This window comes from Siphonobacter sp. SORGH_AS_1065 (assembly GCF_030818595.1).
Classification (GTDB): domain Bacteria; phylum Bacteroidota; class Bacteroidia; order Cytophagales; family Spirosomataceae; genus Siphonobacter.
This window is the reverse complement of the sequence record NZ_JAUTAM010000004.1, coordinates 610208-634723: the sequence shown is the minus strand read 5'-3', so window position 1 is coordinate 634723 and position 24516 is coordinate 610208. Positions and strand designations below refer to the sequence as shown.

Below are 24516 nucleotides of genomic sequence, written 5' to 3'. Positions count from 1 at the left end.
TAAGAGAATAGTAGAGTGCAGCTATTAAAGCAACTTAAAGTCTTTTAGCTGTTTAAATCGCTCCTGGGCTTGGAGATCATAAATCATAGGAATGACTTTGTGATAGAGACTGCACTGCGGATCTTTATCTTTTATGCGGTACACCGGGCACCCACTTGTACACACGGATCGATAGCGGCAGGCCTTGCAATCCGCCGAACGTTTTTCTTCTTCATGACTGCCCGCCTCAATCATCTCGACTAAATCCAGCTCTGGATTAAAAATGGAGTATAAGGATTTAGACGCGTCGCCTACGTGCACATGGCAGTAATGCATCGTCCCATCTACGTTGATGGCTCCACCCGAAAAGCCGGAGGCACAGGTTTGAAATCCTAGCTCTGTGGTCTTTAGATCACAAAACTGGTGACGGCGAGTAAACGACCAGCCCTGCCCGATGGACTGCTTCATCATGGCATAGCAGGCCAGTAGCTTCTCTTCCAGCTTATCCGCGTCAATGGCTTCTCCTTTGACAACCGAGTAACGAAAGGAAATGTCCAGATCAATCAGGTACTGCGTCAATTCCGGTAGGCCATCCAGATTCTGATTATTCACCACCGTGTTGACCGATACCGGAATCTGCTCAGCCAACATTCGTTTTAAATTTTGATTGACTAGATCAAAAGAACCTGCCCCTTGCTTGAACGGGCGGCTGACATCCTGATACGCCTTTACGCCATCAAGCGACACGCCAAAGCTGACGCGGTGAACTTTGGCAAAATCGATGACCTCGTCAGTTAAAATGGTGAGGTTGGTCAAAAAAGAAACCTCAAATTGGCAGCCATACGGGGTGAGCCGTTCTCGTAGGTCAACAATAAGGCCTTTCCAAGCTTTGAACTGGGTCAAGGGTTCTCCGCCCGCCAGGCGAAACCTCACCTGTCTAAGTTTTCGAGCTTTGACCGTTTCTACCACTTTTTCAAGCAACTGCTTTCGGGTCGCTTCATCCATCCCGTCTGGATTGTGCAGGGTTGGAATGTAGCAATAACTACAACCGAGATTACAGCGGTTGGTGGTATGAATCCAGAAATTCAGCGACTCGGGCGTGGGTGGTTTAACAGGCTCCGAAAAAGCCTGATCCGTTCGAACGATTTCCGTTTGGGCCAACAGAAAAAGTAGTTCTTCCAAAGTCTTTAAAGAAAGACCCGTTTTTTCGGCGATGCCAGCCACCGAGGTCTTACCATCAATGGCAGATAAGACCTCGGCTTGAATGGGAGAGAGAATACGCAGTGAACGCGGAAAGGAGCAGTTCACGGCGTAGAAATAGCCCTTTTCAAGCGGTCTAAACAGCAGGTTGGGGCAGCGAAAGGGAATCAGATGCTTCATTCTCCTCTAGGGGATACGATGGATAATAACCCGAACAATCACAATTGGCGTACACGAGCGTCGCAGGCCCCTTACTAGGGCCCATGGCCTTTTCCAGACAGGCTACATCATCAAAAAGAGCAGAGGTTTCAATGTTCGCATTCATAAGCGATGGGATCAAAAGTTGAGATTATTTATGTAATCGATGTAACAGAACAAAAACGGTACTGGCGTGCCAGTGAGCATTGCCACGAAAAGTAGGAACGCCCTGAATATTGAGTTCATCAGCGATCCCCCGAAGGGTGCGAATGCCTTGACTTCTGAGTTTTTGAATCAGCGGAAACATCTGCCGTGCAAAGGCCTGAGCGGCCCGTTTGTTTTGTTTGGCTAATCGCTTTCCATTCTGGCCCAGCATCACACCTCGCTTGCGTGCCGCTTCCAAGGCTTCTTTTGTCGTCTCACTGATGCGTTGGCGTTGCTCTTCAGCGACAGCGGCCAGAATATGAATGGTGAACCGAGTGGCATGCGGGTTATCCGTGACAATGATCTCAACATCTGACTTAATAAGCTGGGCTATCTTTTCTACGTCGCGACCGAGGCGGTCCAGCCTAGCAACCATTAGCGAAGCGTTCAGTAGCTTACACTGCTCGAGAGCCTCCAGCAGACGACTTTGCAGTTTACGTGTGGATTGGACCTCCATGACTTCGTCAACTAGCTCATAGTCATGGAACTGACAATACTGAGCAATGGCTGCTTGCTGGGCTTCCAGTCCCAATCCACTGCGTCCCTGCCGCTGGGTGGATACGCGATAATAGGCAATAGTCTCTTTCATAGCGGATTAGCTGCCCTTTTGTTCAGGAATAAACGATGGTTTATATTTGAACAGAATTTGATTAAAAAGGCGTTATTGAGGTAAGGGATAAGCCTTGATTTACAGCTGCTTACAGAGAAAGAGAAACGCTAAAAAGACATGTCTTTTGTTTATAAGTAAACGATCGTTTACTTATAAACAAATTTGGAGCTAAAAAACTCTTAAAAAAGCTCGTTTCACCTGTATAATATGCAGACCTATGGACTTTAAATTTGATCGCGATTATCCCACTGAGTTCGAGCATTTGCGGGATATTGTCCAAGAGGCTAAAGAGCAAATTAAAAACATTGATGAATATCTGAACCATGTATTGGATGAGAAAAATGGGCCTTTCTCTGCATACAATTTATGGAGAGTGGGCTTGACCCATTCAGAACGGCAAGACCGGTTAGTCACTTTTCTAGAAGAAAAGAAAAGGGATTATCGACTTAATACCCTGGGCAAAATCGAACAAGAGATCGCTAACCTTGACCCGAATGTGGCCCAATGGATTCGTCAAAGTGCTTCTTTTGGCCATGGATTCTTATCCGCAAAAAGATGGCCGATACGCAGGTAGGAGAGAGAAACCTAGCCTTAAAGCAGACGCTATCGATCCCGCTGAAATGAATAGCTTGTTCCCCAATGGCCCTGCACTGAATGAAGCGGATGATCTACCATCCGAAAATTGGAAACGGATTTATCAACAAATCGAAAATGCAGGGCTGCATGCATCATTAGAAGATTTGGATAAATTGCTATTAGCAGATACTCCTACTGATGAAGATGCGATCCAGAAATTGATGAAGAATGTCAAAAAACGTCGCCAGGATAAGCAACATCGCCGAGGTGGTCATCGCCGATAGTCGTACATTGTACGTCTATTTTCAAAGACGGCCATTTATGAACTAGACAGATTTTAATTTTTATTAGCCTTGTTTAAACAGTTAATACAGTATCAATCGTGATAATATAAATTTTTGTAAAATAATTATAACATAATTTCCATTCGAGGAAATATTTTATTCTTATTTCTACTTGTACTTGTCTTAAATTTCTTCAGGCCAATATGTTGCTAAACATGCTTCCCACTTCAAAAATAATCAAATTAATACATTTATACAATCAGTGATAAAAGAATAACTAACATTCTGCTTTTAGTTAGACCCATAAAGTATACTAAACAGTATAGAACTTTATAAATATTATTTTTATACCCAAATTTATTCTTACCTAAAGCATAGTAAAAATCAAAGACCCTACTCAAAGCTTTGAGAACTTTGTTTTAAACTTTTATCTTGCCATTGTTTATTTTGAAAAATCCTATTTTGAATAGACTGATATACTTTTTTTGACCATAAAGATACTTGAATATTATTATGGTTAAAAAGCTTGGCAAAGAAATCAAGTAGGCTCTCTAATTTATCAGAATACAATCCAAATGAACCTGAAAAAAGAATATTCTCCTCAAGAGCATCTAATGTATTACCTATATCTGTTGTTTTTTTAAAAACATGAGTTACAGATCGTCTCCATTGTAGCTCATTACTTTCTTTATTTAATTCAAAAGGATTAAAGATATTAAATAAACAAGTGTATCTTATTTCTGGATTAACTTCACACCATGAAATAATAGTATCATCAGTAACTACATCTAGAACATTATTACCTGTATTGATATCATAAAAATCCAGATTTCGGTATTCGTTTACATTACTATTTTCCAAAAAAAATTCTAGAAAAATAAAAGGATATCGCTTAGCAATTATACTCAACAATTCAAGAAAGTCATGTGTATATAGATCATATAATTGAAAAGCATTATTTAGATTTGTACATAGCGTACTGGCAAAATCATCGCCTTCTTCTATGTCTACATCTATACATACTTTCAATATTTTTATAATGTCGTGCATTATAGCACCATAATTGTTTTGATTTTTAAAATTATATTTTAACAAAATTTCCCTTGCTGCCTCAATTAATATGTTTTGATGATTTTGTTTGTCTTCCCTAAACCTCATATTCAACAAACCAATTGCTACTTCAACACCATTGTCTTTAGAAGATATTTTTAATACTAATTTTGAGAAATCTTCATCTGTAATTGTTTCGTGATATCTGCCATAGCCGATGTTAGAATATAGGTTTATAGGAGAAATATTATTATCTATAGCTTTATATAAACGTTCTAAGCCTATTGGCCCTAAAGGAACAAGAGTTTGAAAGTAAGGAAACCAAGTCATTAATGTAGAGTCGTCAATAATTTGGTCTAATATATCATTAGCTAATTGCATATCACTTATAGCTATTTCATTTAAGTATCCTCCCAATAAATTCACATATACAATATCTTTGTTTAAATACCCTAGAGGAAAAGTGATTTTTTGCCACTTATTGATTAAGTCTTCAGCTCCCTTAGCTATTCCTTTTCCTAGATAAAAAGAGTTATTATAATTCTTTGTTAGTAAGGTTGGTAATAATAACTCTAATAAACTTTCATCTTTAGATAGTCTAATACCCAATTGTATAACCATGTCATCCATATCTTTTAAACGATCTTCAATGCTTCTTGTTTTTCTATCTATATGAAGCAAAGCATAATAATTTACAGAATAAACATATGCTTTTATTTCTTCTTGTAACGTACTAGGACGAAGTGCATTTTCCAAATTAAAAAGTTTATTTCTTCTCTTGGTGTCTAACTCTTCAGAATCATGATATATAGTTTTCTTCACTTCTATCCAGCCCTCAACCCATTCATTTCTGCTTTTAATTTTATAAATCAATTCTTCTAACTCATTAATAGCCCCTGATCGTGTCCATAGGCCTCTGAATTTCTTTGCGAGTATTTGTTTTAATCTTTCTGATAGATCTTGATTACCTATAATTAAATCACCTATCTCTTTAATAAAAATCTTAAACCAGTCTTGTACTTCTTCATATGTTTTTGGTCTATATCCATAGTCTCGAGATCTTGATCCAAATTGAAAACTATCAACCGCATTAAAATGCCATGACTCGAGTGAAGCCTCTAAAAGTTCTAAACCTAACTCTACTTTCCGGGCAGAGAGTGAAGTAACCAAATCATGAATAATAAGAAGACGTGTTTTTGGTTTTGCATGAGTTCCAGAAAGGTAAAGAGCAAATAGAGAATGTAAGACGCGTCTTACATAAGATGAATTCTTTTTATTTTCACTTAATACAAATTGACAGATTATCGTTACACTTCTAATAAAGTATTTGTCTTCAAAAGCTATACTTTTTAAGATACGAACATAATGATCGTTATAGGAATTATATTTTATAATAAAATCTGTTTTACTTACAGCCCTTTCAATCGCTTCAAGAGTTACTTCTGGATAAACTGGTGCAATGTTCTTGAATACTTCGAAACCAAAGCCATTCAAATTACTAACATCACCTAACAATCCATCTGCTTTCAATAACTCAACAGCAATTTGGTTTGCATTATAAGAATCATGAAGAAAAGATAATCTTTTGGAGAATGATTTAATTAGTCTTTCTGACCCTTTAGTAAAAAAAATATCTATCATCTTTTTCGGAGGCATTAAATCCAATGCTTCTATTGCAAGATAATTAGCAACCGCATGAGGTAGTAGTGCCCTCCACTCTCCTCGTGATTGTATCAAATCTCGTTTTTTTAATTCCGAAATATCTTCATAAAGTAATTCTGGGGTCTTGCCAATAATAGAAGCAAGAAAGGACAATTCAGAATCTCTTTCTGTGTCAAGTCCATTAAAAGAATAAACTAAAGAAAAAGCTTTAGCTGACTTTATTAAATCGTTGTTGGGAGAATTTCTTTGTTGAAAAATCCTTTCAAATAGCTCTCCATTCCGAAGACTTGATATCTTTTCTCCTTTATTGATCGTACTTGCTAATATTATAGCAATACGTGCATTTCCACCAGATGCTTCAGTAATTGTTCTAGCATCCAATGAATTAATATGCTTAAATCTTTTTTTAATTAAATCGCATATCAAATCATCACTAGCAGGCTCTAAACGGAAAAAACTTGTTTCTGTCTCATCGATCAACTGATCTTTAACATCATATTCAATTGTAACTAAGCTAATAGTACTTTTAGTACTTGAACATAGTCTTGCTAGTCTTCCATGTAGTTCAGGGGTACAATTATCTATTACTAATATGGCTCGGGTATTTTGAGCCATGAGTTGCTCGGCAAAACTTTTTGGGTCTGGATTGGGGTCATCAGATATATCCGTATAAAAGACTTGCCTAGGGTTTAAAGCATTCTCACCAATCCTTTCATCAAAAAGCGTTTGTACAAATCTCGTTTTACCTACTCCAGAGAGTCCAACTAATCGAACACAAGATCGAGGTGTCGATAAAAGATTCCTTAATTTCGATATACCCTTTTCAATAGTCAGTATATTTTCTTCTTCATTCTCCGTACTGTCATAAAGTCGCGTAGATGAATCTATTAAGTATTCTTCTTTTACTTCTCCAGGTCTAGTCCAATTGTCAAAAGGCTGCCAGCCTCGTAGACTGCGACCCAATTTACCAAATACCCATAGTACAATTGAGGGATGACATCTTACCCAAGTTGCTATTCTATCTCGATCATAAAAATCAACGTGCAGGTTTTCAGATTCGAGTTCATCTTTAACAGCATCTCTCATCGCTTTACGTCGATCTTCTAAAGCTGTTGCTGCCGTAGATCCTGACGAATTGATAATTATATAACTACCCGAGTTAACTATAAGCTGCTTAATTGATTCTCTCAAAATACCATTGGGTTTCATCTCCTCAAGTATCTTAGAGGCTGTCATGTTAGGTTTCTTGACTTGAAACCCTGTATTTGATCTAGGAATAAAACCATTCGTTATTAGAGCTGTATTTAAAACAACTACATCCAGCCCTCCATCTTTGGCATCTTGGTGCCCACCCCAAGTTACTCCGATAGGTGAAACATTATTTAATCTGCATTCAGCTTCACACAGCAGCCCGACTAAACTTCTCAAATCAGAATCTGAGAGCAATGCTATATCGTTTCCTGTAATTTGTATTAAATCATTCATCTATATTCCAAGCAACTAAATAATATAATTACTTTTAAATATATAGTTGTTTTGTAATACTACAATACAGCATAAAAATGCTTTACAGCGATTTACTTTCTCGCCAAGACAAAGAGTTGGAGCAATTGAATCAACGTTATTTTGTTGATCATCAGAATCTTGTATCCCTACAAGACCAGCATTACGATAAAAACAGGTATCAAGGCGAGCTTGCGAGACTTCAACAGGCTCATGAACGAACCGTCAAGGAGATGGAGAAACGCTTCAAAGAGGAACAACGGAAATTTCTCAATGAGCCCATTACTCCCTCTTCACTTAAAGAAAAATCAACGGCCTCCGATATTTCGCTTCATCAGGACAAAGCGTTGAAACTCATAAAAGATTATAAGACGCAACAAGAAGCAAAGCCCGTTGAAAGTACGTCTTCCTCCCCGACACAAGATGAGATTGATAAACTGGTCGCTGAGCAAAAACAGAATAGGCAACAAAAGCAACCCTATTGGCACAGACGGCAAAAGAGGTAAAAACGAGCTATCGTTTTCTACGTAGGTTGTGTTTTTGTTTCTCCCTGATTTGCTTCATTTCAGCTACAAGCTTTTCCTGTTCAAATTGATTTTTCCCATGAGCCATCGCTTGCATGTATTCATTTTCAGGGTTAGGAGAAGCCAGCAGATTATTCAGCAACTCAGGTTCATACTGAGCCAATAGATAGCCATTATTGAAACCCTTCAGATAGTGCGGTGATGGTTGTTGCTCGTCCTCCATTATCAAAATGTATCTTTAGCGTGACGGTTTAAATAATCGTTGATGGAATCAACATCGTACAAGATGATTTTACGTTCTGGCTGAGAGAAACGAATACTTCCCTCGTCGCGAAGTTTTTGTAATGTCGTTTTGCTCTGAATCCGTAACCGTTGCATGGCTTCACTGCCTGAAATCCATTTATCCTCTTTGGCGGCAACCTTAGGCTGTAGGCGTTCAACAACTTTTTCGATTAGCCGATAAAATGCTTCATCCTGTAGACAGATAACTTCCATTGCCTTTTTATTGCAATTTAAAAAATTAGGATGTTTTTGGCTAATCCACAAAAAGCAATTAAAACATGTAAGATAAATTGTAATACCTGTTTTTGCTAATAATGCATAAGATTCTAATAATCAATACATTGCAAGCCTAAGTAAGCGTCAATTAAAAGGCTCGATACCTAGCTTTTCGATATTAAAGCAGGCCATCGAGTTATTCATGAATGTACTTGTACTCATTGCTTGATTTTTTCGATTGAATCAAAGGATGTATTATTAGTGGAGTGGTACTGAATGGCCGGAATGAAAAGTTATAAAACCCGATGAAGCCTTAGAGAAGCAAATCAAAAAATTGAATTATTCGAAGAGGTAAAAATGTTGTACCAAATACAATATATATATTGATTACTATTTGATATTCAGTAGTTTATGAACTATTTTTGGGTAATAATCGCAGATTTCAAAGTCCTGCGATTAGTGGTTTAATATGGTGTGATGTGTAGTGATTTTTTTGATTATCAAGTGATTAATAAAATTATTAAATCACTCAAAATCAGAGAAAATCACGAATTATTGTACCCAATGAGGATAGCTATCTAAGAGCAACACACTCAATGAGTACGGAGTAACCACACTTTATAAAAAATAATTCACTTGCAAAGTTAATACTTTTATGGCCTCCTCGCTGAAAGTTGTCTTATGGAAGAAAGCCAATTAGGACAGAACATTCACTTGGTTCTTCTAATAACAGTAGATCGAAAATCCTTTGGGGAGATATCACCAACGCATCTGATGAGCATAAAAAGGCCACTCCGGTGGGCTTGACCTATGAGTGCAGTACCCTTCATCAATTCCAAGCGTATTTGAAATCAACACAACCTCATAAGAAGCCTTTCCAAAATCAATCTTTACAATGGTTAGTATTTCCTTGCGGATATGTTCGCAAGAGAAATGGTAACACTCCTCATGAAGAGCATCCATAAATCAGCAGGATTATAAAAATAGAATTAGAAAGCAATAAACAAGTAGGATATGTTTTATAAGTGCAGTAAAATAGATTCAAAGTTTTACGCTAAAAACGCTTACAGCCTGATAGGAATTATTGTATTTACCTTAAGCTAATACAAAATAGTTTTCAATTGACTTCATTAAAGACTATTCAAACGCTGTAGATTACTTAATAGATCGCCTTTACTTTAAAAGCATGCCTTATGTAATTAGCGAATATATGCTACGTATATACATGTAGCCTATTTATTCCTAAATAGCGAGTTTTCAACCTCATGTTATGAAGATAGTAATATAACTTATTTAATAAATAATGTGACTAGTTTTTGTGAGTTTGCTTTACTTGGGTTGCCATGAGTTTTACACTACTTAATTTAAGCCGTTTACCCTGTTATAATCTAACTTCACATACATTTAACGTAATGTCCTTTATTTTATATAAACCTTTGTAATGTATTTCTGCACGTTGAGAAAATCTATCGTAAGGCCTGTGGCTTACAAATACTTACGTTCTTGACTAATGAAACAAGACCCTATTGCATGGGCAGTTAAGAAAGCAAGAAACGTCTGTAGTGGTTATTCCTTTCTGCTAAAGATAGAGTTTATTGAATGGTTGACTTTTAATGCCCTTAATTAACCCACATCTTTCTTTACTAATTACAAGATTCTTCTCTTGATTTAAAAGTAACAATTTTATATTATGGCAACAGCGACTCGAAAGATTGTGGCAAGACGATGCCCTTATTGTCGGTCTACAGATATTGAACGCCATCGTCGTCCAATGCTCATTCGAACGTTACTTTTTTTTCTTCCTATTAAATGGCTTTTCTGTGTAAGATGTCGTAGACATTTTCCGATTTTGTAATACTTAAATCGTGAAATGGTATTATAAAAATATTTATCCTTAATTTTGATAAAATAAACTACTAAAGTCGTCTTTTCTGCCTAATTTTACCGCTCATGTAAGGCTTGGTGATGGCCTGCCTTTTACAGTCATTCTTATTTGAATAAAGAGTAAATCCTTATTATATTTCAATTCACATGAGGTCTGCTTGAAAGGGCGGGGCTTACCCATGGGTACATAGAGTATCTGCCAAAGACTCTAACCTCATGAGTACCGAGAATAAATCTCGAATAATGGGTTATCTTCTTTAGTAAATATTACGGTAAAGGTTAGCCGAATACCTTTAAGACATTCCTACCTGATATTTTTGCTCGTAGACTTTATCCAAGTAAAAGCTCAACGAGAGTGTGCGTTCGGTATCTGCGTGATTAACATAGCGTTGGAACATTCGCTCCGAACTATGCCCGGTGGCTTCCATTAGTAAAGGCGTGGGGATTTTGCCGTAAAAATTGGAGGCAAAGCTTCGGCGACCAATGTGGCTGGTAATCGCCTTCCATTTCGGTAAGACCTGAGTCATGGACCGAAATCCTTGACGTTTGCGTACGGTCGTTAGCGAATTGATCCCTGCCAACTGAGCCACTGCTTTGATCTGCTGATTATACAATTGGCCGGAAAGCTTTGCGGGAAAAGAACCTCCATTCAGCCGCATGACTTTTAACACGGTTTGATGTAAGGGTAATAGAATTTGTTTCTGAGTCTTCTGCTGTACAAAAGAGACACACATTTTTTCGCCCAGACTACGAAGCATTTGCTGATTAAATTGCATAAAGTCAGAAACACGCTGACCCGTATAACAACTGATAATCAGCCAGTCTTTGGCTGCCTGCAAAGCCGTCGGCACGGAGGTATCGTTAATCTGAATTACTTCATCCTCTGACAGGGTAATGCAGGGTGTCTCTTGTTTTTCTCTGGGTAATTCCAGCTCATAGGCAAACGTGCGAACGCCTCGTTTCTCTAAAAAATTCAGAATGGTCCGGACGAAGTGAATGGTGCGGTGAACGGTGGAGGTGCTGTAGGCTTCGAGGGTTCCGAAAGCTAGAAAATCTCGAACAAAATCTGCATTAACCTGCTCAATGACAAGCGTTTGTCGGCGATGGCCTTCAAAACGTTCGATCAGTCGCAGGAAGACCAAATAGCGTTTATAGGTAGACGTACAAAGCAGATGCGACCGGGAATGAATGTAGTGACTCATGGCGGCAAGCAAACTGTCTTCTCCATAGGAGGGCTCTAATTGGCAAAGTGTATTGATTTTTCGCTCTAGAGTCTTCAAAGAAAGGGATCTGGTCGTTTTTTTAACCTGAAAAAGCTGGTGGAGAGCAATCTTTAAACGATTGAGCTTCGCATTGATCGTTTTGTACTTTTTGAGATAAATATTCCGAGGGCGTTGCCGCTCAGCATCCCATGCGTCAGCTTCGATTCGCAGGGGTGTTCGGACGAGATACCTTTTACCTGCCGAATCTTCGACTTGAGCAACAATAATCGAGTGAGAATGAAGGGGGTTTAGTAAGAATGAAATTAATTTCATCGGAGGACAAACAGTTTATTTCCAGCGAAATTAGTTATTCTGTTTAGTCCTACACAGACTACTAGTAGCTCGGTAAAGGTATCTAAAATAGGCTATTTATCAAAGAAAAGAATCTCGGGAATGCTTCATTATAAGCTCAATAGAGGAATGAGGAGATTGGGGTACAACTAGTCATTTTCTTGCTAGTAAAACGAAACATTTGGGTAGTAATGACCTGATACTCATCAGCTAAAAAAGGGAATCTAGTCTGTGTAGGACTACAATAAGCTCTTTTAATGGAGCATCTAAAAGAACGCTTTAGGGTAAAGAGAAAATGGAAGAAGGCGTAGTCTAATAAGCAGGTTTAGTTTAAATAAACAAGTATAATGTCCGCCAACACAATGATCACACTTGCTTTCGCAGATGATAGTATTTTTCAGCATGCTTTGCTGAAAATAAAAATAAGAAAAGATCCGCGGTTTCGATTAGATATTTTTGCTTTCGACGGGCTTGAACTGATTGAAAAGCTGGAAAAGGCTAATGAAATTCCCGACGTTTGTATTCTGGATCTACAAATGCCTGAATTGAATGGGATTGAAACAGCCCAGCGACTCACGCATCGATTTCCTAAGCTTCTGCTATTTGGCTGGACAACTTGTCAAGAGCCCTCTAAAATCACTCAGATGTTATCAAGTGGCGTCCTTGAGGTGTTCGCAAAAGAGGATGTGGATTCTATGTTCACGGCTATCGAGGAAGGCATACTTTCCCAACAAAAAAATCAGATGCGTAAAGAGGCGTAACCCTAGCCTTTAAAGCCCGCTTCTTGAATCACTTAAAAGCAGTATTAGTCCTCTCTCTAAAGAGGACTTTTCCGTATATACGCTGGGTTGCTACGAATAGGTCTGAGGAGTTTTGGTTCCGGTGAAAGGCTTAAAAGACCGATTGATTTCAAGCGATTAACCTTATTTCAATTCCAATAAGGTACGATTAAGACCCAACTTAAAACCAAGGCGGCGACGCTTTTAGAAATTTCAATTCCAATAAGGTACGATTAAGACGTACGGAGTGCTGATCCTGGCTCTGTTGACCTTCATATTTCAATTCCAATAAGGTACGATTAAGACCTTACTACCTGCATGGCCTTACGGGTTTAGTTGTATTTCAATTCCAATAAGGTACGATTAAGACTGAAATGATACAGTTCAATTATATTCTTGACCCTAATTTCAATTCCAATAAGGTACGATTAAGACCTTTGCATTAGCCGCTTAAATTACTAACCTCACCCAATTTCAATTCCAATAAGGTACGATTAAGACTCAGGCTGATCGACTTTGCCAGCATACCTACTATTATTTCAATTCCAATAAGGTACGATTAAGACAAGGGGTCGTGTAAATCTTCGTCCCTGAAGGCACATATTTCAATTCCAATAAGGTACGATTAAGACTCCAGATCTATTGATGAATTCAAAGATTTAGATTTATTTCAATTCCAATAAGGTACGATTAAGACTCGTGAGGGCAATAAGGAATTGAGCCTTCAGTACCGATTTCAATTCCAATAAGGTACGATTAAGACTACTTACTTTCATGTTGAACCTATTGCATTAACCCGATTTCAATTCCAATAAGGTACGATTAAGACCTCGAAAATCCGGGAAGCTTTTAGGAGCAGGAACATATTTCAATTCCAATAAGGTACGATTAAGACTCCGACTGCATTGCGTTTGAGCATCCATTTACCCGCATTTCAATTCCAATAAGGTACGATTAAGACAATAGCTGGAAGGACTTGAGCTTGGAAGACTATGATATTTCAATTCCAATAAGGTACGATTAAGACGTATTAGCCGGGGCGGGGTTTGCCGGGTCTGGTTGTATTTCAATTCCAATAAGGTACGATTAAGACTCGAATAGAGCTTGTAAAACCCGGCAAGTTGGAAATATTTCAATTCCAATAAGGTACGATTAAGACCCCGTGAATTTAGCGAGAAAAAATAGCCCTTTTTAGGTTCTAGGGCCCTTTTTAGTTCTGTATATCCAACTTCATAGTCGTCGACCGCCAATGGTACGAAAAACCCCATCGATCGACGACGGTTCATAATCAGATGGTTATAGCTATTATGATTCAATTAGTCTGAAAATAACAGTATGCCAAAGAACGATTGTAGGAGGTCGACGATATTGGGCGTGGAATTCAGAGATAACCTCTTCTCTTTCTTCGGCACCCTTAGACGAAGAAAGTATCCTGCCATTCAATCTCTCATTTACGAATCTTACTTCATTTACTCGAAGTTTCAACTCACAAAAAATAGCAACGACCTCTCGTCAAGGCGTGTCATACACCGCAAGAACACGTCATGTGGAAAGGTAATCTTTTAATTCTTCCTTTTCAAAATTCAAGGTATCAAGAACCGGGAACTTAGTTCCAATCCCTAGAGAAGCCCTGCCATTAGGGATTGAGTAGGAGAATGCTGGTAATGAGGCTTGCCAGAAAAACTCAACATTTTTCGTAGGTGGACAGAGTACATCTTCGCCAGAACGGTCAATTGGCAGAATGACCATTATTCTTTACTTTTCTAAAAAAAATATGATTTTCTTTAGAAAAGGATTTGTTTAAACATTTAAACAATCTTACTTTTACGCAAAAAAGTACAGAACTGGGTTTCCATGAAAAAAGTCTTGTTACGCGATGTGGCTGAAAAAGCAGGCGTTTCAATCGCCATGGTTTCCTATGTCCTGAATGGCCAGAAAACGGATCGGATCAATAAAGATACCGCACAACGGATTCGCAAGGTCGTTGAAGAGCTTAACTATCGCCCCAATTTTCTGGCTCAGAGTTTAAAGCTGAAAAAAACCTTTAGTCTGGGTTTCGTTGCGGCGGATATTGCCAATACCTTTTCTTCCCAACTCGCCCGTATCATTAGTGACGAAGCCGACCAGGCGGGTTATGCCCTCATTATTGGCAGTTCGGATGAGAGTAAGCCCCGGTTCGAACGGTTGATTAATCAGTTACTGAATCGTCAGGTAGATGGCCTGATTCTGGCCGCTCCCGAAGGATCAGATGAGCTGATCAAAGCCTTACAGGATCGAAAAACACCGCTGGTGTTGATTGACCGTTATTTCCCTGATTTGTCGGTAAGTAGTGTTAGTGTTAATAACTATCAGGCTTCGTTCGATGCAATGAGTGAGTTTATTACGCAGGGTCGAAAAAAGATTGGCATTCTGGTATACGATACTACTTTACAACACTTGAAAGAACGGATGCTGGGAGCTCAGGATGGCATTACGCAAAGCCATTCCGCAAGCTACGTCACTCATGTAATTCACGAAAATCACATTGAGCAGGAAGTTTCCGCGGCGATCACTTCCATGTTACAAACGGGCGTTGATGCCATCTATTTTACCAGTAACAAGCTAGGCATTGCCGGTATGCGTTACCTAATGAACCATCAGATTGCGGTGCCAACCCAAGTGTCAACTCTGTTTTTTGATGAAACAGAAGTGTTTGATTTTTATCCCAGCCCTTTGCCCTTTATTCGACAACCCCTGGCCGATATGGGTAAAAAAGCAGTAGAGTTATTATTCCAGCAAATGAACGACTCGGCTCTTCCCCCAGAATCGATTATCCTTGAAACCTCATTCGTGCATTCTCATTCAAGTTTTACTCAATAACCTCCAATTATTTTTTATTAACCTTTTGTTTAAACGTTTAAACATATCAGGCAATGCCAAATAAACCGACCGTTGTGTGCTTTGGAGAAATTCTCTGGGACATCTTTCCTGAAGGACAAAAAGCTGGGGGAGCTCCTTTTAATGTAAGTTATAATCTTCATAAACAGGGAATTACCAGTAGAATGGTAAGCCGGGTAGGAACAGACGCTCTGGGCGATGAGTTACTCGACCTGATTCAAAGCTGGGGTGTTCCAACGGAAGATATTCAGCGGGATGAGATCCATCCTACAGGTACTGTTTTAGCCCGAATTGACGAGGATAACGAAGCTCATTACGATATTATCCAGAACGTAGCCTGGGATCATATTGGTTGTACGCCCGCCAACGAAGAATTGATTCGGAACTCGGCGGCTTTTGTTTATGGCAGTTTGTCTATTCGGGAAGAAGCATCCCGGGAAACCCTGTATCGATTACTGGAAGTGGCTCCTTTCAAAGTGTTCGATATTAACCTGCGGCCTCCCTTTTATACGCCTGAAGTACTGGAATACCTGCTGGGAAAGGCTGACATGGTAAAAACCAATAAAGCCGAATTACGGGCCATTCTGGAAATGTTTGGAGAGGAATACATCACGGAAGAAGGAGCGATTGCATTTCTGGAAAAACGATTCAAAGTCAGTGAAGTGCTGTTAACCAAAGGCAGCCGAGGAGCGGTTTATTACGGTCATCAGAATTATTACTTCTGTCCAGCCGTGCCCGTTACTGTTCAGGATACCGTTGGCAGTGGGGATTCATTTCTGGCGGGTTACCTGGCCGAACGTGTGCGGGGTGGGAAGATGGAAGCCGCTATGGGTAATGCTGCCGCCATGGGAGCTTTTATTACCACTAAAAAAGGAGCCTGCCCAGAATATACCCTGGAGGAGTTTGAAACTTTCAAACAAAAAGCCTTACTGGCTCCTGCAATTTAAGTAATCAGATTATCCGCCTAAATATACCAAAACGCTCATTCATTACTTATAGATTATGGCCACCGGAACCGCCCAGATGCCTACAGGAACAACCCGGATTATACACCCCGGCAATAACCCTAAAGCAAGTTATCTTTTTCCACTTATTCTCATTACCTGCCTTTTCTTTCTCTGGGGCATGGCAAATAACCTGAATGATATTCTCATTCAGCAATTCAAAAAAGCATTCGAACTGTCTGACTTTCAGTCAGGATTGGTACAATCGGCCTTTTATCTGGGGTATTTTGTGCTGGCTTTACCGGCCTCTCTCATCATGAGAAAGTATAATTACAAAACCGGTATTGTGATTGGATTAGTCCTCTATGCTTTGGGAGCTTTCTTGTTCGTTCCGGCGGCAGATCAAAATTCCTATCAGTTTTTTCTGTTTGCTCTTTTTGTGATCGCGAGTGGACTGGCTTTTCTGGAAACGGCTGCTAATCCTTATGTAGCGGTGTTAGGCACGCCCGAAACGGCCAGTTTTCGTCTGAATCTGGTGCAGGCGTTTAATCCTATTGGTTGTGTAACGGGGATTATTGTAGGGCAGCAGTTTATCTTTTCGGGTGTGGAACACACCGCCGAGACCTTGAGCAAACTAAGTCCTGAGGCGTTAAAGGCGTATTATGTCTCGGAATCGGCGGCGGTAAAAATGCCTTACCTGGTGATTGGAATCGTTGTAGCCGTTTTTGCGGTTATTTTTCTAATTACCCGTTTCCCAATCGTGAAGGATGAGGAATCCCGCGAAGTAGCTCCGTCCATATCTGGCAGTATTCTGAAGAAAAAGCACTTTTCGGGAGCCGTGATTGCCCAATTCTTTTACGTAGGTGCTCAGGTCTGCATCTGGAGTTTTCTGATTCGTTACATTCAGTATAACCTGCCCGGAACCCCTGAAAAAACAGCAGCTAACTATCTGATTATCTCACTGGTACTATTCACGGCGGGCCGTTTTCTGGGCACTGCTCTAATGAAAAGAATTTCTGATCACGTATTACTGGTGAGTTATGCGATAGCAACAATTCTGCTGGTTGCGGTGGCGATCCTCTTTCCCGGAACGATGGGCTTATGGGCTCTGGTAATCACCAGCTTCTTCATGTCCATTATGTATCCTACCATTTTCTCATTAGGTATTAGCGGTTTGGGCGAGCGGGCCAAATTGGGTTCTTCCATTCTGGTAATGGCAATTATCGGTGGAGCTATATTGACGGCAGCCATGGGTAAACTTTCCGATGAGGTCGGTATTACCAATGCCTTACTGATTCCGCTGGCAGGCTTTGTGGTAGTGGGCTGGTATGGGTTAAAAGGGTATAAGCTCTAACGTTCTATTTATAATTAAATCGTTCATTAACAGGAGATTAATTCGATCCTGTAGCCCTTGCTTTGTCTTTACTTTCCCCCAAAGCTTATTAATCTTATGAAAAAATATGGTTTATGGATCTTCTGCTTTTTAATGGCAGGGTCCATGGCGAAAGCTCAGATCGTTATTACCAACAAAAATTTTTCGATGGGCACTACGGGCCGGATTGGAGCGGGCATTTCGCCTTCTTTACCCGAACACACGGGCCGGCAATTGAATCTGATCGGGCAGGGATCGTTAGGAAGTCGTTTGGAACAGGGCGATTATGTGGATTTTTTACCCGCTTTTCATTTCAAGGCCGTAAATGCCAATAACGATAGTACGCACATTGATTTTCAGGCTCGACTGGCTTTTTATTCGAGTAAAGGGACTTTTCTGGGTAATGTAAATACGGGTTCAATTGGGGGGACGGTGGTGAGCTTACCTGAAGCTTTTGTAGAAGTTCGGAATATTGTAGGCAGCAAGTGGAGTGCCTGGGCTGGAGCTCGTTACATGCGTTACGACGACATTCACATTTGCGATTACTTCTATTTTGACGATCATTCGACGCAGGGCTTTGGGATAAAGCATAAAAACACGGCTTTTTCCATGTATTTCCCGGCGGCCATCGATACCTCTTCAACGGGCGTATTACCGTATTCTTACGTAAATATTATTTCGGGAAAAAATGATTTAACCTATCGGCAGCGGGAGATTTTTGTGTTGGATCATACCCTGCGAAGCTGGCCTGGGCATGTGGTTAAGTTACTGGGAGAGTTTCATCACGTAGCGGGTTCTTCCCAGCAGGCGTCCATTCGTTTTCCGAGTGATAATGGTTGGGTTTGGGGCGTGAAATGGTCGGCAGATATTAAGACCAAAGAAAAGGGGTCGTTTAATCAACTGGCGGTACGTTATGGAAACGGCGTTGCCAACGGGGGTGATAACGGGAATACCCAAACCTGGCGAACTTACGGAGCTCCCAACATTGAATCTCAGCGGTATGACGGAGCTTATTCAGCAACGTTGGTGGAGCATTTTCTGCTGAATTTCAAGAAATGTAGCCTGAATGGCTACGGCGTTTATATTCAGAGTCAGGGGGGAGGCAAGGCAAGGGGTTTTGCTCAGGACTATTACAAACGCAGTATTTACAATTCAAAAAAGGATTTAGTAGTGGGAATGCGGGCGATTACGTATGTTACCAATTGGTTTCATCTGATCACGGAGTTACACTACGCCCAACGGCAGGATGGAAATAACCCGTATGCTCGGATGACGAAGTTTATTATTGCCCCGACGTTGGTTCCCACGGCGGAGCGGAGTCCCTGGGCGAGGCCGCACATACGGTTAATTTGTTCTTTTGCTCATTATAATCAGTATGCCTCAGACCATGCCTATTCAGCGTACCTGCAACAGGCCGTTAATCATCGCTGGGGAACGTATTTTGGGGTAAGATCGGAATGGTGGATCTTTTAATGAAGATAGTAGAACCAGATAAATCTGCTAACTCGCTGCCTGCCCGTTTGGCGACCTTTAATTGGTTGATGCCAGCGATAAAGCTGGCAGCGGTAGCGTGGCCCGACCACGTTGGTTGGGCCACGCTGGCCGCAATACATAGACGAACAACCATCAACCAATAACGAACAACTAAAAAAATGAAATTCGGAGCTTCCTTACTTACCTGGACCTTACCCGCCTGGACGGCTGAAACGGGTGCCTATGCCATTCAGCAATCAGCGGTGTATGGTTTTGATGTACTTGAAATATTATTACCTCCTTCGATGGACTTCGATGCACCGACGGTGAAGCGGCAGTTACAGGCGGCAAACCTGGACGTGATTTGTTCGCTGAATTTGCCCGCTTTTGCTCATATTCCTTTTCATCCGAAAGAAGCTCTAAGCTTAATCAAAAAAGCCCTGGATCAAACGGCAGCTTTGGAGGCAACTTTACTGGCCGGCGTATTACATGGCGGCATTGGTGTTTTTTCAGGAAAGCCCCTAACGGCAGCAGAAGAGGATACGCTTTGTGAAGTGTGGGCCGAAGGAACGGACTACGCTCAAAAACTGGGTATTACCGTAGCCATTGAGCCGATTAATCGCTACGAAAGTTACGTCTGCACATCTGCTTCGGATGTCTTGCGAATAATTGATCGGGTAAAATCTCCGAATCTGGGATTACATCTGGATACTTTCCACATGAACATTGAGGAAGCCAATTTTTATGATCCTGTAGTAACGGCGGCTTCTCATCTCAAACACGTCCACATGACGGAAAGCGACCGGGGGATGCTCGGTGAAGGGAATGTACATTGGCATGATCTGTTTCAGGGCTTAGCAGAGGTTAATTATGCGGGAGCATTAGTTCTGGAGAATTTCTCTTCTTCCATTCCGGGCATGGCCGAAGCCGTCTCCCTGTGGCGGCCTTCCAAATACGATGCCGAAACGCTGGCGAAAGGAAGCCTGACCTTTATGAAGGAGAAAGCGGCTGAATTTGGCTTGATTTAACACCTTGTTAGCTTAAAGACTTGAAATAGGGAGGAAAAGAAACCCTTCCCTTGTTGGTATAAGATGCTGCTGCCAGCTTTTTCGCTGGCAGCACAAAATATATTCACTAAGCCATTACCAGTGACGCTTCGTTAAACATGAACAACGGCGGAAGCACAACCGCCCCGCCTGTCATCTCGGCCAAAGGGAAGAGACCTTGCTGGTGTAGCAGGCCTTTTACTTCAGGCGAGTTAATGGTTTACCAAATTGAGTTCGCTTACGAAAGCAGATAGTCGACAATGGCCGCAGCGTGTATTTGGGTCGTATCAAAAACTGGGAAAGAAAAGTCTGATTGGCTAATTAGTAATGGAATCTCAGTGCACCCCAGAATCAGGCCTTCGGCTCCCTGAAGAATCAGCTCCTGAGCAATGGCTATAAATTTTTCTTTCGATTCTGGCCGGATATCTCCACGTCCTAATTCTTCCTTCACCACGTGTTGAATGTACGCTCTCGTATCCGCAGAATCGGGTATGAGTACCTGAAGGCCGTACGATTCCAGCTTGTCGCGGTAAAAATCCATTTCCATGGTAAATTTTGTACCGAGCAATCCCACTTTTCTAACCCCTGTAGCGAGGATATCTTGGGCCGTTTCGGTGATGATATTAATAAGCGGAAGCTGGACTTCCTGCTCAAGTAGGTCCGCGTACATATGTGCGGTATTAGCCCCCAATACCAAGGCATCAACCTTGGCATTTTTCAGAACCTGACAGGCATTTAAAAGAAGTTCGTATACGCCTTCCCAGGATCTTTGCTGGACTTCTGCAAAGTTGAGTGAGTAAAGCACCAGTTCAGCCGAATTCAGACCGCCAAGTTTCTGATTGACCCCTTCATTGATCAATCGGTAGTAATCCAGGGTGGATGTCCAACTGATTCCTCCAACAATACCTACTTTTTTCATACGGGAATGAAGTGTTTAAAAGACTGTTTTGAATAGGGTAAAAGGAATTGACTCCGGTCTTGAAATTTCCAGCTAATCCAGACGTGCACGCAATTAATTACGAATGGACCGAAACCTATTGAAAAGATTTTAAACGACCAACGGTCTCCTTCTGTCATTTAGAGCGAAGAAACTTGTATAGCACTTGCTTCACCAGTAAGGTCTTCCTGCGGTCGAGATGAATAGGTGGGGAGTTACTATCACTGATTTTGTTTCAATCAAAAAGCTGTCTAAAATTTAGAATCAAATACCTAATTCGATCCTTTGCTTTGCTAGGGCTGACAGGCTTGGGCGAACGGCAGGTGGATCGTGCCTTAGGGTAGGAACGAGAGGGAATATCGTACCCGTGGGTAGCAGGCGGATTTCTTAGGCAGTCGCTCGGCTCTAGCCGAGTGACAAGGTAGTCTGTTAGGCCTCTGGCCGATGTTCGCAAGCCTGTTTTGTTTGGGAAAAATTGTTTTATGACCCGCTAGGGGTTCGCAGTCTATCGGCCAGAGGCCTAGAGTTAGGTAGTCACTCGGCTAGAGCCGAGCGACTGCGGGGAGTTTTTTTGGATTGGCTCTGAAGTACAGACTGTGTCCCCGGATTTTATCCGGGGTGAACCCCGCTGGGGTTGTTTTACAATAGCTTTACAGCAAATAACCCCGGAGGGGTTAAACGCGAATAGCCCCGGATGAAATCCGGGGAAGCTTGAAACAAAACATTACTTTTTCAACCCCAACTCCATCAGACGTTCGTCCAGGAATTCTCCAGCGGTCATATCTGTGTAAAGTTTAGGGTGTTGGGTATCTACGCAGCTTTCGAGCGAGGTCAGGTTCATCTCGGCACGGGGGTGCATGAAGAAGGGAATCGAGAACCGTGATGTGTTCATTTTTTCCCGCGAAGGATTAACCACCCGGTGAATGGTCGATTTGAGTTTGTGGTTCGTTAATCGATCCAGCATATCACCCACGTTCACGATAATCTGATCGGGGAGGGCGGTAATGCCAATCCATTTGCCGTCGCGACGTAATACTTCGAGCCCTTCGGCACTGGCTCCCATTAGCAACGTAATCAGGTTAATATCCCCGTGAGCGGCTGCCCGCACGGCTCCTTCTTCCACCACATTCGGATCAAGCGGGAAGTAATGCAGAGCCCGCAGAATGCTGTTGCCGTGTTTGACTTTATCCTCAAAATAATCCTCTGGTAACTCCAGATACAAGGCAATGGCCCGTAATAAAGTCTTACCTGTTTGTTCAAAAGTCTGATACGTCTGAACTGTATATTTTTCGAAATCAGGTTGTTCCGCAGGGAATACGTTACGCGGGTAATCCGCCCAAACGCTATCACCGTCATCGGTCGTGGGGTGGGGCTGGCCTACGTGATAAAACTCTTTTAAATCGGCTACCTTAAAGCCTTTCGCCGTTTCTTTACCCTTGCCTACATATCCCCGCTGCCCCGCAATACCGGGAACTTCGTATTTGCGTTTGAAGTCATCGGGGGTGAAGAAAAACGCTTTCACCGAAGCATACAGTTTTTCCTGTAATTCAGGCGTGAGTCCGTGGTTTTTGATGGCCACGAAACCGATATTATTAAACGCTCTTCCCAGATTAGCTACGAATGCAGCTTTACGCTCGGTATCGCTTGAGGTAAAATCAGCCAGATCCAGCGAAGGAATTTCATCCAAAAGGGCGTCGTTCTGAAGACCTTCCATGTTGTGAAGTATTAAATAGTGTACCGCAAAAATACAATAGTTTAGTATTTAGTGAATACCGTTTTTAGGTTTGTAGGCTAATTAACCAACCAGGTAAATGAGTTGGGACCAGATTAACGGAAAGTAATTCACAACTCTGAACCTAAAACACCAAACGTAAATGTCCACCGAGTTTCCTACCTACGATATAAAAGCATTCCAGCGGCACGAACCGGATACGCCTTTTTATATGACTCCGCTGGAAAAGCTGGTCAAGGAGTTCAAGGGCATTGATAAGTCCCATTCGCATACCTTTTACCTGCTGATGTGGATTACCCAGGGAAGTGGCAAGCACACCATTGATTTCCGAACTTACGACGTACAGCCCATGCAACTGTATTTCCTGACGCCGGGGCAGGTGCATAGCTGGGAGTTATCGACAGATATTAAAGGCTATAATCTGTTCTTCGAACCTACGTATTTCCGGGCTCGCTTTTCCAATCGTCTGTATCAATATCCCTTTTTTCACTCGCACCAGCACCGACCCTTGCTGGAGATGAAAGATACTGCTTTTGTGACGTTGTATAACCTGATGTATGCAGAATATACGGCTCAATCGGTGAATCGTTCGGAAGTGTTTTTATCCTATCTGCACATCATTCTGGAAAAAGCAAACCGAACGTATCAGCAGGAATGGCCCGGTGAATCGACGCAGTATTACAACCGGATTCGGCAGTATGAAGAGTTACTGGAAGAGCAATTTCTGGACGTGCGGGAGGTGAAAAACTACGCCGAGCAATTAAACATCAGTCCTAACCACCTCAATAGCATTTGCAAAAGCTTACTCGGAAAAACAGCTAGCCAATTGCTCTATGAACGGATTTGCATTGAAGCTCAGCGGTTACTAACCCATACCGATTTATCGGTTAAGGAGATTGGGTATCTGCTGCACTTTGAAGACCCTTCGTATTTTGTTCGCTTTTTTCGGACGCATACCGGGCATACGCCGCTGGAATTCAGGGAATCACAGAATCATTGATTTGTACCATGACCAGCCGTATTTATCCCTTATCTGAACAGTAAACGCTTTCTACCTTTGTATCAGGAATTCAGAAAGTAACATCGTTCTGAAAACCTTAACGATCATGGGACTTGGTTCAAAAGTATATAGCGTTGCCTTCAACAAATGCCCTAAATGCCATCAGGGCGATTTCTTTATTACTAAAACGGCGTTTCAACCTAAGTTTGATCAGATTCACCAACGTTGTGAACATTGTAACGAAACGCTTATGCCCGAAACTGGTTTTTACTGGGGAGCACTATACGTAAGTTACGCCTTATACGTGATCTGGTGCTTGTTGGCATTCGTTGTTTACAATTACGTTCTGAAACTGGATCTGGATTATTTCCTGCCCTTTCTTATTCCAACGCTGGTTTTATTAATGCCCTGGTTTTTCCGTCTGGCTCGCCGTACCTGGCTGAATCTTTTCGTTAACTACGATCCGGCCAAAGCCAAAAACAAAGCGGTAATCCTGTCTACGAACCACTCATAAAGAAATGAGTAATTCTGACACCAATACTAAAGCAAAAGCCGTTAACTAGGTAACAGTGCCTAATTATCAATAACGGAAGAATATAATAAGCCATGAAAACGGAAGGCCTCCCCAATC

At 41.3% G+C, this 24516-nt stretch carries 20 protein-coding genes and 1 CRISPR repeat array; of the genes, 11 read left to right on the top strand and 9 right to left on the bottom strand.

The genetic code is table 11. The features are described 5' to 3' along the window. Nucleotides 1-24 precede the first annotated feature (24 nt). The 3 genes from QE390_RS03345 to QE390_RS03335 are packed head-to-tail and all read right to left on the bottom strand — an operon-like array spanning nucleotide 25 to nucleotide 2170. Nucleotides 25-1359, bottom strand: a complete 1335-nt coding sequence (locus tag QE390_RS03345; RefSeq protein WP_307141090.1) for a radical SAM/SPASM domain-containing protein — start codon at nucleotides 1357-1359, stop codon at nucleotides 25-27. Next, nucleotides 1316-1504: a hypothetical protein gene (locus QE390_RS03340; RefSeq protein WP_307141089.1), complete on the bottom strand. Its 189-nt coding sequence runs from the start codon at nucleotides 1502-1504 to the stop codon at nucleotides 1316-1318. Before QE390_RS03340 ends, QE390_RS03345 begins: the two co-directional genes overlap by 44 nt. Before the next feature lie 24 nt (nucleotides 1505-1528). Beyond that, nucleotides 1529-2170: a recombinase family protein gene (locus QE390_RS03335; RefSeq protein WP_307141088.1), complete on the bottom strand. Its 642-nt coding sequence runs from the start codon at nucleotides 2168-2170 to the stop codon at nucleotides 1529-1531. 238 nt (nucleotides 2171-2408) lie between these two features. Here QE390_RS03335 and QE390_RS03330 point away from each other — a divergent pair, with 238 nt between their 5' ends. After that, entirely contained in the window at nucleotides 2409-2765 is a 357-nt protein-coding gene (locus tag QE390_RS03330; protein ID WP_307141087.1) for a hypothetical protein, read from the top strand. Beyond that, entirely contained in the window at nucleotides 2725-3051 is a 327-nt protein-coding gene (locus QE390_RS03325; RefSeq protein ID WP_307141086.1) for a hypothetical protein, read from the top strand. Before QE390_RS03330 ends, QE390_RS03325 begins: the two co-directional genes overlap by 41 nt. Before the next feature lie 393 nt (nucleotides 3052-3444). Here QE390_RS03325 and QE390_RS03320 read toward each other — a convergent pair whose 3' ends face one another. Then, the gene (locus tag QE390_RS03320; protein ID WP_307141085.1) at nucleotides 3445-7248 is read right to left on the bottom strand and encodes a hypothetical protein; all 3804 of its coding nucleotides are present in this window, start codon (nucleotides 7246-7248) and stop codon (nucleotides 3445-3447) included. A gap of 77 nt (nucleotides 7249-7325) precedes the next feature. Here QE390_RS03320 and QE390_RS03315 point away from each other — a divergent pair, with 77 nt between their 5' ends. After that, a complete protein-coding gene (locus QE390_RS03315; RefSeq protein WP_307141084.1) occupies nucleotides 7326-7772 on the top strand; it encodes a hypothetical protein in 447 nt (148 codons plus the stop codon). Between the two features lie 7 nt (nucleotides 7773-7779). On the opposite strand, the gene QE390_RS03310 is transcribed toward QE390_RS03315, so the two are convergent. The 3 genes from QE390_RS03310 to QE390_RS03300 form a co-directional block, all read right to left on the bottom strand. Beyond that, on the bottom strand, nucleotides 7780-8013 hold the full coding sequence (locus QE390_RS03310; protein ID WP_307141083.1) for a hypothetical protein: 234 nt from the start codon (nucleotides 8011-8013) through the stop codon (nucleotides 7780-7782). A 2-nt stretch (nucleotides 8014-8015) separates the two neighbouring features. Then, the gene (locus QE390_RS03305; RefSeq protein WP_307141082.1) at nucleotides 8016-8285 is read right to left on the bottom strand and encodes a helix-turn-helix domain-containing protein; all 270 of its coding nucleotides are present in this window, start codon (nucleotides 8283-8285) and stop codon (nucleotides 8016-8018) included. A 2180-nt stretch (nucleotides 8286-10465) separates the two neighbouring features. Next, nucleotides 10466-11707 carry a tyrosine-type recombinase/integrase gene (locus QE390_RS03300; RefSeq protein ID WP_307141081.1) on the bottom strand — a complete coding sequence of 414 codons (1242 nt, stop codon included), beginning with the start codon at nucleotides 11705-11707 and terminating at the stop codon, nucleotides 10466-10468. A gap of 380 nt (nucleotides 11708-12087) precedes the next feature. Here QE390_RS03300 and QE390_RS03295 point away from each other — a divergent pair, with 380 nt between their 5' ends. The 6 genes from QE390_RS03295 to QE390_RS03270 all read left to right on the top strand — a co-directional run bounded on the left by QE390_RS03295 (nucleotide 12088) and on the right by QE390_RS03270 (nucleotide 20198). After that, complete coding sequence (locus tag QE390_RS03295) at nucleotides 12088-12486, top strand: response regulator (protein ID WP_307141080.1); 399 nt, start codon at nucleotides 12088-12090, stop codon at nucleotides 12484-12486. 164 nt (nucleotides 12487-12650) lie between these two features. Continuing rightward, nucleotides 12651-13663: direct repeats of the CRISPR family, unit length 30 nt; unit sequence ATTTCAATTCCAATAAGGTACGATTAAGAC. 695 nt (nucleotides 13664-14358) lie between these two features. Next, nucleotides 14359-15363 (top strand): LacI family DNA-binding transcriptional regulator, encoded by a 1005-nt coding sequence (locus tag QE390_RS03290; RefSeq protein ID WP_307141079.1) that lies wholly within the window; start codon nucleotides 14359-14361, stop codon nucleotides 15361-15363. 53 nt (nucleotides 15364-15416) lie between these two features. Next, nucleotides 15417-16328, top strand: coding sequence for a carbohydrate kinase (locus QE390_RS03285; RefSeq protein WP_106635396.1), 912 nt, complete (start codon nucleotides 15417-15419; stop codon nucleotides 16326-16328). Nucleotides 16329-16383: 55 nt separating this feature from the next. Continuing rightward, nucleotides 16384-17679: an L-fucose:H+ symporter permease gene (gene fucP / locus QE390_RS03280; RefSeq protein ID WP_307141078.1), complete on the top strand. Its 1296-nt coding sequence runs from the start codon at nucleotides 16384-16386 to the stop codon at nucleotides 17677-17679. A gap of 96 nt (nucleotides 17680-17775) precedes the next feature. Beyond that, complete coding sequence (locus QE390_RS03275) at nucleotides 17776-19170, top strand: carbohydrate porin (RefSeq protein ID WP_307141077.1); 1395 nt, start codon at nucleotides 17776-17778, stop codon at nucleotides 19168-19170. A 179-nt stretch (nucleotides 19171-19349) separates the two neighbouring features. Then, nucleotides 19350-20198, top strand: a complete 849-nt coding sequence (locus QE390_RS03270) for a sugar phosphate isomerase/epimerase (RefSeq protein WP_307141076.1) — start codon at nucleotides 19350-19352, stop codon at nucleotides 20196-20198. A gap of 256 nt (nucleotides 20199-20454) precedes the next feature. Here the strand turns inward: QE390_RS03270 and QE390_RS03265 are convergent, their stop codons facing one another. Further along, nucleotides 20455-21135 carry an aspartate/glutamate racemase family protein gene (locus tag QE390_RS03265; protein WP_106635398.1) on the bottom strand — a complete coding sequence of 227 codons (681 nt, stop codon included), beginning with the start codon at nucleotides 21133-21135 and terminating at the stop codon, nucleotides 20455-20457. A 742-nt stretch (nucleotides 21136-21877) separates the two neighbouring features. Beyond that, on the bottom strand, nucleotides 21878-22867 hold the full coding sequence (locus tag QE390_RS03260) for an isopenicillin N synthase family oxygenase (RefSeq protein WP_307141075.1): 990 nt from the start codon (nucleotides 22865-22867) through the stop codon (nucleotides 21878-21880). Nucleotides 22868-23027: 160 nt separating this feature from the next. Between QE390_RS03260 and QE390_RS03255 the strand changes: the two genes are divergently transcribed. Continuing rightward, a complete protein-coding gene (locus QE390_RS03255; protein ID WP_307141074.1) occupies nucleotides 23028-23885 on the top strand; it encodes a helix-turn-helix domain-containing protein in 858 nt (285 codons plus the stop codon). A 106-nt stretch (nucleotides 23886-23991) separates the two neighbouring features. Further along, nucleotides 23992-24399 carry a DUF983 domain-containing protein gene (locus tag QE390_RS03250; protein WP_307141073.1) on the top strand — a complete coding sequence of 136 codons (408 nt, stop codon included), beginning with the start codon at nucleotides 23992-23994 and terminating at the stop codon, nucleotides 24397-24399. Nucleotides 24400-24516 lie beyond the last annotated feature (117 nt).